Annotated in this window: 10 protein-coding genes and 1 pseudogene; all 11 read right to left on the reverse strand. The window is 39.6% G+C overall.

Annotated features, from left to right (window positions below):
- Positions 1-43 precede the first annotated feature (43 nt).
- Positions 44-316 (reverse strand): DUF1294 domain-containing protein, encoded by a 273-nt coding sequence (locus tag ACEW8F_RS05805; protein ID WP_373482528.1) that lies wholly within the window; start codon positions 314-316, stop codon positions 44-46.
- Between the two features lie 14 nt (positions 317-330).
- Positions 331-1,014, reverse strand: a complete 684-nt coding sequence (locus tag ACEW8F_RS05810; protein ID WP_373482529.1) for a GntR family transcriptional regulator — start codon at positions 1,012-1,014, stop codon at positions 331-333.
- A gap of 22 nt (positions 1,015-1,036) precedes the next feature.
- Positions 1,037-1,483 carry a UTRA domain-containing protein gene (locus ACEW8F_RS05815; RefSeq protein WP_026394459.1) on the reverse strand — a complete coding sequence of 149 codons (447 nt, stop codon included), beginning with the start codon at positions 1,481-1,483 and terminating at the stop codon, positions 1,037-1,039.
- A gap of 63 nt (positions 1,484-1,546) precedes the next feature.
- Positions 1,547-1,735 (reverse strand): annotated as a pseudogene (locus ACEW8F_RS05820) (winged helix-turn-helix domain-containing protein); the annotation flags it as partial.
- Positions 1,731-2,411, reverse strand: coding sequence for a B12-binding domain-containing protein (locus ACEW8F_RS05825; RefSeq protein WP_373482530.1), 681 nt, complete (start codon positions 2,409-2,411; stop codon positions 1,731-1,733). The pseudogene ACEW8F_RS05820 and the gene ACEW8F_RS05825, both read right to left, overlap by 5 nt.
- Positions 2,395-3,768 (reverse strand): trimethylamine methyltransferase family protein, encoded by a 1,374-nt coding sequence (locus ACEW8F_RS05830; RefSeq protein ID WP_373482531.1) that lies wholly within the window; start codon positions 3,766-3,768, stop codon positions 2,395-2,397. The genes ACEW8F_RS05825 and ACEW8F_RS05830 overlap by 17 nt, the downstream gene beginning before the upstream one ends.
- A gap of 266 nt (positions 3,769-4,034) precedes the next feature.
- A complete protein-coding gene (locus ACEW8F_RS05835; RefSeq protein ID WP_373482532.1) occupies positions 4,035-4,682 on the reverse strand; it encodes a DUF1638 domain-containing protein in 648 nt (215 codons plus the stop codon).
- Positions 4,683-4,745: 63 nt separating this feature from the next.
- Positions 4,746-6,221 (reverse strand): BCCT family transporter, encoded by a 1,476-nt coding sequence (locus tag ACEW8F_RS05840; RefSeq protein ID WP_373482533.1) that lies wholly within the window; start codon positions 6,219-6,221, stop codon positions 4,746-4,748.
- A gap of 155 nt (positions 6,222-6,376) precedes the next feature.
- A complete protein-coding gene (locus ACEW8F_RS05845) occupies positions 6,377-7,180 on the reverse strand; it encodes a methyltetrahydrofolate cobalamin methyltransferase (protein WP_373482534.1) in 804 nt (267 codons plus the stop codon).
- Between the two features lie 135 nt (positions 7,181-7,315).
- Positions 7,316-7,948: a B12-binding domain-containing protein gene (locus tag ACEW8F_RS05850; protein WP_373482537.1), complete on the reverse strand. Its 633-nt coding sequence runs from the start codon at positions 7,946-7,948 to the stop codon at positions 7,316-7,318.
- Between the two features lie 166 nt (positions 7,949-8,114).
- Positions 8,115-9,594: trimethylamine methyltransferase family protein (locus ACEW8F_RS05855; protein ID WP_373482535.1), on the reverse strand; the 1,480-nt coding region annotated here is incomplete at its 5' end.

Below are 9,594 nucleotides of genomic sequence, written 5' to 3' on the forward strand. Positions count from 1 at the left end.
GTTCTAAACTTTTTTTGTTTTGAGCGATTTTTATCTGTTTCTTCTAATTCAATACTATAAAAAAGAATAACAGCCCCAACCCGATCTGAAGAATCAAAATAACTGGAATTCCCCAGACAAATAAAGCGTGCTTTGTCTTATGATGAAAAACCTGCATTCCCAGAATGCCGCCAATCGACCCGCCAATCAGACACAGGCCAATCAGGGTTTTTTCTGGAATCCGCCAGACCTCCTTTTTTGAACGTCTTTTGTCGTTCCAAAAAAAGATAAAGGCGAGTAAGTTCACCGCAACCAGATAACTAATAAAATAATTCATTTGAAACTACTTCCTTATTTGTAAAATGATTTTCCATTTAATGTAATATTCTCCCCTAATACATATATGGTTCTTTTTCCGATGGGATAATCGTCCACTGTTGAAAAATATATGTTGATGCAAAAAATCGGCATATTATCGTTAATTAACAGCCGGTTTGAAATGTATTTATTGGGATAATCCATTGTCACTTCCATCGTTTTTTTCACTTCATAACTATTTAAGATCTTATCCATGATGGCGATATTTTTTTCTGCTTTTTTTTCAATACCTTCCGAAAGATAGCGACCTTTTAAGAACAATGCATCAATACTATAGCCAACCGGCATTGAATCAGAAAGATACATTCTTCTGATTTCCAATGTTTTTAATTCGCGTTTCTCACCCTTTACTTTTGTCACAGAAATAAGAATATCTTCGGTCTTGATATCCGTTATTTCTTCATTGATATTACCTTCCAGCGAAAAATTAACTAAAAAAAGATCCTTTTCACGCTCTTTAACAAATGTTCCCACGCGCTCAATCGAAACCAAGTATCCTTTATTTACAAGTGCTGCTAGACTTTTGCGTACCGTTACACCGCTGGTCTGATACTTTTCTGCCAGCTCCTGATTTGTCGGCAATTTTTCATTTGGTTTAAGTAACCCACTTTTAATATCTAAGAGAATATCATTCTCAATCCGTTCGTATATTTTCACTTTTATTCACAATCCTCATTCTTTATTCCCGGTGAGAAGTTCCCCGAATGCAGCACCATTCTCTTTTAATAAACAACTGACGGTAACCCATTGGTTCATTATCATCCAGAATCTTTTGTGTGATCTGCATGACTGGCGTTCCTACTGGTATTTTTAATATCTCTGCAATTTCCCTTTCGCAATTAATACCTGAAATATTCATTCTTCCCTGCATTTGAAAGAGCTTATTTTTTTGCGACAGTATTTCACTGAAACTGGTATATTCAAAATTATCATTCCAAACCGTAATCCCTGGAAAATATGGAATGTACTGCATATCATAAGCAATCGGTTTTTCGTCATCAAGCAACACCCAGCGGATGTAAACAACCCGGGCATCTGGTGCTATTCTAAGGTGGTAAACCAGATCAATGGTTGGTCTGATAATTTCTGATCCTAAAAGTTCAACCCGTTGATATGGTTTTTTCAAAAGTTTGTCCGTTTTTAATGATATGAGATACTTGTCATTATTCTTTTCGAGAACAAAATTTCCTTTTCCCGGGATTGAATAAATATAACCTTCATCAATTAACTTTGAAATTGCGTTGCGAATGGTGATACGACTGACCCCATACTCATCAGCCAGGGTGTTTTCCGGGGGGATCGAAGAATTAATCGAATAAAAATTCTTCTGAATTTTATATTTAATATTATCTGCAATATCTTCATATTTGTGATTAATTAGCCTCTCCTCCTTCGTTTACCCAGATTTTGCATTGTTTGACACCTTCATAGACATCATTGGCAAAGGCATCCACGCCCGTATATTCGATCGCCTGACGATGGGTTGAAAGTCCACCGACAATTATTTTAACCTGGTCCCTGATCCCAGCGGTCACAAGTTTTTCATTCACTTCTTTAATATATCGGACCCCTTCCGCCAAAATCGAGCTGATTGCAATGATGTCCGGTTTACGATTGATGGTTTCATTTAAAATCTGCTCTGCTGTAACATTAATGCCCATATCGATTATTTCAAAATTTGACATTAATGCCGCACTCTTGAAAATCGATTTTCCAATATCATGCAAATCCCGTTCAATGGTACAAAGCAGAATTCTGCCGATCGGTTCTTCTGATTCCTCATTAATCAGCTTTAAGCTTGGTAGCTTTAAAACCTCTTCAAAAATAATGCCTGCCATCATTAAATCGGTGACCCCGTATTTTCCTTCTTCAAAAAAATGGCCAATCTGATCCAACCCCTGCTGAATCGCCTCAATGATCTGTGCTTGAGCAGCGCCTTCACGAATTGCATAATTAACAAGTTTGAGGACTTTTTTTTCCTCAATTTTTTTCATTGCCTCCACAATACTTTCTAAGGTAGAAACATTGACGGTGTTTTTAATCGATGTATTCATCTGGTAAATAACCTCTTAATATTTTAATTTGATCTTTGGTCGGAGCTGGAAATTCATAATTATTCAAACGCCGGTTTATTTCATCATCGGTCTTTTTCAATACTTCAGCTTTTGTTTTTCCTTCTCCAAAACCATGTTTGGGATATTGCTTTCGGATTAGTTTAAGATTCCGTGACGATATATAATTACCAGTTGATCCGACTTTCAGAATTTCATCCGTCATGATTGTCACATCATTAATTTCCATCCCCTTGACAAAGTCTTTAAGACTCAGGTACATGTATTCATCCAAAACATATTTATTGTAATTTATGGTTTTAAGCGCATCCTCCATCCCAAAGCTATGCATTAAACAATCGACTTCAGCGAGCAGGCAAGACAACAGGTTAATGCCACTTTCAAAACCGCTTTGATAATCCAAATATTTTGAGTCCGTGAAAGTTCCGCCGGCCCGAAACGGAATTTGATAATATTCAGCCATCCCTTTGGCTGCCAGGGTAAATAGAGCGGTTGCCGGACTCCCAACCGATGTTTCGGCCTTGAACGGATCAACTCCAAACAATGGCAGACCATATATGATTGGCAGTCCGGGGCTTTGTATTTGCGCAAACACAATCCCGGCTAAAATTCCGGCGTTTGCCAGCAGAAAATTGCCTCCAGGAGTTGGGGGTGCCGTTAATCCGCTTAAACCACTGCCACAGGCGATCATCAATGGTTGGTTTTCTTCACAGTGGACAGTGATTGCTTCGGTGGTAGAAAGTCCCATAATCATTGGTGCTGATACATTCACGTTTCCAAGAACTACCGGTTTGTTGGTGATTCCATAATAACGTCGGACCATTTCAATACATTTACGTGACTCTTCCCTACTGCCAACAATGGAAAGACTCGGTTTATCAGAGTATTTTAGAATCATCGCCATCCGATAAATATTTCGTTGCTCTAAAGGAATATCGAAAGGTTCTAAGGTGTAGGGACAAGCCATACTGATATATTCATTAAGCTGATTGAGTTTTGTGAAGTTTAGGTAATCGTTGCGAGTGCCTAAAGCGATGCACTCATTTCTGGAAACATACGTTCCTCCATACGGTGGCAATGAACATAGTTTACCCTTTCCAACCACTACACGCTTAGCATTTGAATAAATCGGGAATGCATGTGGCACCATTTTAAGGCTTTCCTCTACCAAATCGGCATCAATAAAAACCTGATTCTCCTGCACCCTGGCACCCGCTTTTTTGAAAACTTCCAGTGCTTCTTTCGAAAAAATCGTTATCCCCATGGTTTGTAATAGTCTTAGCGACTGTTCGTGGATAAGATCACATTCCTTTTTCGAAATACTAAGCGTTAATTTCATGATCACTGCCACCTGCTATCCCCTCAGTTTTGATACATTTTAAGATTATATCATAATAACCTCGATTTGTTTACCGTTTCATCATGATAATTATCCGTCTCTATCTTTTCTAAATATTACCTCAGTCTGTGGTGATATCACTTGGAGTTTTTCTGTGTTTCATCCTGAGCAACTCATTTAAAACACATCTTTCGCCGATAAAATAAAACAAACCGTAGCTAATACGGTTTGTGAGGTTGTCAATAAACTACCGTTCCGACCAATTGTTAATCGGCAGACCAAAACATCTCTTCAACGATTACTTCGCCTGGTGCTAATCGGATAAACCGATCATCCTTGCTGTCACTTATCATTTCATCCAGAATATGAATATTTCCGGTAGTTTCATTGACCTTCAGTCCTAATTTTTCAGCCATGGTCAAACATTTTTGTTTATCTTCCGCTGTTTCCACCCCGGTTCGGATAAACAAAAGATACTGGTAATTTTTAAACATCGCTCTGGCAATTCTCAAGGCCCGCTTTTCACCATATTTTTCTTTCATCCGATCATGCTCATAACCGATCCCATCTTCGCCCCACAACCAGCCCTGGGACACAAAGTAAGATGAACAGCGTAAACCGCCGAGATCGGATCGATCATACAAAATCATGGCAATGCAGTCATCGACTCTGGGCATCACCACGGGACAGGATTTCGCCTGAATATCAACCAGCGCTTTTCCGCACAGTCCATAACTGAGATAGATGATATCAGCATCTGTTTCAGCATCAATGGCCGCTTGTATTTCAAGATGGAGGAGATCCGGGGTGTTGTGGAGGTGCTCTTTTAACCAGCGGTATTCAATATCCGGACACTCAAGCATTGCTTCAACTTCCTTTTTTAAAACACTACACCCTATCATAACTCTTTTCATTTTTTCAACCATTCCTTTCATTACTCAAGTCCACGCTCTTCGATTTGCCTCGTTTACATTTTTTTAATTGTCTTTATTGATGCTTTCATTCTTAAACGCTTTATCGATTGAAACACAAATCATGATGATGACCAATACAAATGGCAGTGCCATAATGATGGCAACATTTCTGATCGCCACCAATCCCCCGCTCAAAAGTAAAACAATGGCCATTGAAGATAACACCACGCCCCAAATCACTTTAATCTTTTTATCCGGATTTAAATCACCATTTCGGGAGAACATCGCGATGACAAAGTTTGCCGAATCGGCCGAGGTCACAAAAAAAGTGATGATCAAAACTGTTGCCATAAAGGAGATAACCTTACCAAAAGGCAGGTATGACAAGGTTACAAATAGGCCCACCGCAACGTCTTCGGTAATCGCATCGGCAACATGAAGTCCCTCAAAGATTTCAAAATGCAACGCCGTTCCGCCAAAAACAGTAAACCAGACACAACAAAAAATAGCTGGAAGAATAATCACCCCCAGAATAAATTCTCTAACCGTTCGTCCTTTTGAAATTCGGGCAATGAAGGTCCCCACAAAAGGCCCCCAGGACATCCACCAGGCCCAATAAAAAATCGTCCAGTTCCCCAGCCATGGGTCATTTTCAAACGGTGTCAACGCTAAACTCATAGTCAGAATATTTTGAACATAGCCACTTAAACTGACAAAAAAAGTATTAATGATAAAAACTGTCGGTCCAGTAAAAAGTACAAACAACATCAAGACCACGGCAAGTACAATATTAGTATTGCTTAGTATTTTTATTCCCCGATCCAACCCGGACAATGAAGAAATTAAAAATAAGATGCTAATAACAATTATGATAATGATTTGAACATTAATATTATTGGGAATATCAAAAAGTGTCGCCAACCCCGCATTTGCCTGTAATGCACCCAGTCCCAAAGACGTTGAAACACCAATTACCGTTAAAACTAGCGATAGAATATCGACCATTTTGCCAAGTGGCCCCTTCACCTTTTCACCAAGCAATGGCCGTAATGTAGAACTGATCAAGCAAGGCTGTTTTTTTCGAAACGTTGCGTAAGCCAGGGCTAATCCGACAATGGCGTAAATTGCCCAGGGATGAAAACCCCAATGCAAAAAGGCATACTGAAATGCCATTGTCGCTGATTCTGTAGTTTCTGCTTCAATCCCCAGAGGCGGCTGCAGATAATGAAAGACAGGTTCAGCAACACCCCAAAACACCAGTCCAATCCCCATTCCGGCACTGAATAACATCGCAAACCAGGAAAAGTTCGAATACTCTGGTCGATCATGGTCATTTCCTAAACGTACATTACCATATTTGCCGAAGGCCAGATAAAGACAAAAAATCAATATTCCTAAAACTGAGATCAGGTAAAGCCACCCCAGATTGTTGGTGATCCCCCCAAACAAAAGATTGGTAAATGTTAATAAACGGTCGGGAAACATGAATCCAAACAACAAGAATATGACTAAAAAAACAAGCGAAATATAAAATACCATAATGTTATCCTCTCACCAGAATCTTAAAACGCATTCGAATCCTTCACGCCAGTTGTTCAATCTTTTTCTTTGTAAATAGCTTGTCATAGTTTCATTTCTCAATATCGATATGTGATAATGAAACTACGTCAAGCTATCTGAATTCTTGTAGACGTTTATTTGACCGGTCCAATCTGTCCCTGCCGATAGGCTTTACTATATTTTCGGCAATGCTTATCTTGTCCAAGTAGTGCATAGGTTGCAATTATTGTCCCCATCATATCCCGGTTTAGTGGATCTAACACAGCTGAATCCATACCTGCCTGAATGGCAAAGGCCATACATGTTTTATTCAGGAGCGATCGTACCGGCAAACCAAAAGACATATTGCTGATCGCACCAGTGACATGAATAGTCGGGTATAGTTCTTTAATTTTTTTAATTTCCTGGGCAAAGTTTAACATCGAGTTATTCTCGGTTGACAAGGCCATTACGCAGGGATCAATATGGATCCGATCTGGTGTAATTCCGAATTTTGCTGCCTTTTCAACCATGATTTCTGTGATTTTCAATTTCGTTTCAAGATCACTGGGTATACCATGGTTATCACAGGTCAAGCCGACAACTTCCCAGCTATTCCCTTCTAACAGAGGCAGTAAAACCTCGCATTTATCTCCTTCTTCTGAAATTGAGTTGATCAGGCCGGGTTTGTTCGCATACTTAAAGACCGCTTCAATTACCTTAGGATTGGGACTGTCGATGCCCAGTGGTGTGTCCGTTGCATCCTGAACCACTTCCATCAACCATTTCAACGTTTCAATTTCATACTCCGGTGCAGTACTAGCACATACATCGATAAAATTCGCACCGGCCTCCGTTTGCTTAATCGCCAGATTTGCTATAAAATCGGCATCTCTTCTTTCGATGGCCTCTTTAACTGACGGAATTGTTCCGTTTATTTTTTCTCCAATTATGATCATGCTTTGTCTCCTTAAATTATACATAGAAGACAAGTATACCTCTACTCATCTTCTATGTATTTTCTTGTTTGATGATTTATTTTTATCGTTACCGAATTATTCGATGATGATACGTTATTATCTTAATCGGGTTATTTATGCCACCCAACCTTGACAAATCTTAACCCCTTCAGCAGCATTTGTTGTATACTGATCGGCTCCAACCATTTCACAGGATTCTTTGGTTACAGGATTTCCGCCGATTATAATCTTTGCGTCGATGCCTGCTGCTTTAATCGCTTCAACGGTCTCTTTCATCGAATCAATCGCCAGGGTTAAGACACCACTCATACCAATAATACAGCCTTTATTGTCTTTTGCAGTTTGAACGAATAGTTCTGGAGCCACATCGATTCCCAGATCCACCACTTCAAAACCGGCTGCCTCCGACATACTTTTAAAAATATTCTTGCCAATATCATGCAAATCACCATGAACGGTCCCGATTACAATGGTTCCGGCAATCGCTGTTTCACCACTGCCCAAAACTGGTTTTAAGAGATTGATTGATTCCGTTAATAACTCACCGGCAAAAATAAGATCGCCAACAAAATATTCTCCTTTTTCAAACAGATCACCAACGATTGCCATGCCAGCCTGGCAGGCAGCAATGGCCTCCTGTGCTTCTGGTTCAGTCGGATTTGACTTAACAAATTCGTTCAACAAATCCATCACTACTTCTTCTTCCAAATCTCCAACAGCCTGCGTTAATTCTTTTAAATCCAGCATATCTTTTACCATTCCTTTTCTTATTTTCATTATATTTAAACCGACACTTATTTTTTTGAATGTTACCCGATCAACACGTTGAAATTTATCATCAATGCGCTTTTCTGTTTAAAAATTCAGTTCATGATCCAAGTTTCTCAACCATCGGTCAAGGAACAATTATTACTTAGAATTTTTCACTTTCCGGCAGGTAACGATTGAGAATTTCCTGTTGTTTTTTTGTTAAATCAGGGGCTTTGTAGCTAGCTAATCTCGCTTCAACCTGTTTGGAAGCACGTTCTCTGATATCACCAACTTCTTCAAATATCTGCGTCGGATCACCAGCAGTTTTATTGAAAATTGCCGATAAATGATGCTCATCGCGGTATTCCTTTGGTGTTCTGCCGGATAGATAATTTCCTAACGGACCGGCTTTCTTGATCTCTTCAAAGACCTTACTGGCCTTGGTATCAGAGATGTCAATCCCCTTGTTTAATCGCATTAAGATCCGATTTACTTCTTCATCAAGGACAAATTTTTCATAACTGCCGACCGCATAAGACTGAAGAATACCAGCATTGTTCAAGGCAAAGTCGGATTTTCCCAGATATGTAGTCATTAACGTCGTCATTGTCTCAACACCCGCCTGATAATCAGGCTTGAGTGAATCTGAACCGCTGACTCCGGTTCTGACCGGCAGCCCATAGTAACGACCCAAAGCTAGAGTTGCCATTTGAATCAATTGGGCTTCGGGCGACCCGATGGCAATCGCAGTTTTTCGCATGTCAGTTGGTGAAGAGACGGTCCCGTAAATAACACCAACACCAGGGTTAATCAACTGTGTCAAAACGATGCCTGCAAGGATCGTCGCATTGTCCTGGATTACCGAACCCATCAAAGCAGCTGGAGCAGTAAGATTCGTCATTGAACAAGTGATGATTGTAACCGGTTGTCCTTCTTCAACAAGACCCATAATGTTATCAAGTACCTCATAAGAATAACCCATTGGTGAAAGCGCACAACAATTGGTTAATAATACAGGTCGATCCCAGATATCATAGAACTCTTTATACATGTTGGCAATCTCTTTGGCGGCATCCTTTAAGCTCTGTTTTTTAACATTCAGACTATTGGCAACGTTTCCGTAAGTTGGTCTGTCTGAATATTTTAAACACAAGGCCACTTGTGGCAAATAAAAATTATCTACGGTTTTATCTAAATCTGGCGTGTCGTAGGCTGAATTATTGACAAAGTCGGTAACATCACTGGTGTGCATCAGTTTTAAAAACTTAACGACATCTGGCAATAATGCCATTCTATAAGTATCATCTTCAAAAAGGAATTTTGATGGACCATAGCAGCCAACTGTTTTAGGTTTGAAACGCTCACCAATTGGAGTTTCGCCGGCGTTGGTCGTTACCGCGAATGATTTGGGTGCTGTTTCTAACGCTTTGTTTAAAAGCACTTCACTAATTTTTACGATATTTCCTTCAACAGTGGCACCATGTTTTTTAAAAATCTCAAGTGCCTCTTCACTGGCAAATGAAACCCCAACTTCTTGTAAAACCTTTAGTGAATACTCATGTAACAACTCTACATCACGGGTAGATACATATTTTTCATAAAAACGTCTGTTAATATACATTTGAAATAGCCTCCAGTTTTTT

The sequence above is a fragment of the Acetobacterium sp. genome (genome assembly GCF_041752335.1).
Taxonomy (GTDB): domain Bacteria; phylum Bacillota; class Clostridia; order Eubacteriales; family Eubacteriaceae; genus Acetobacterium.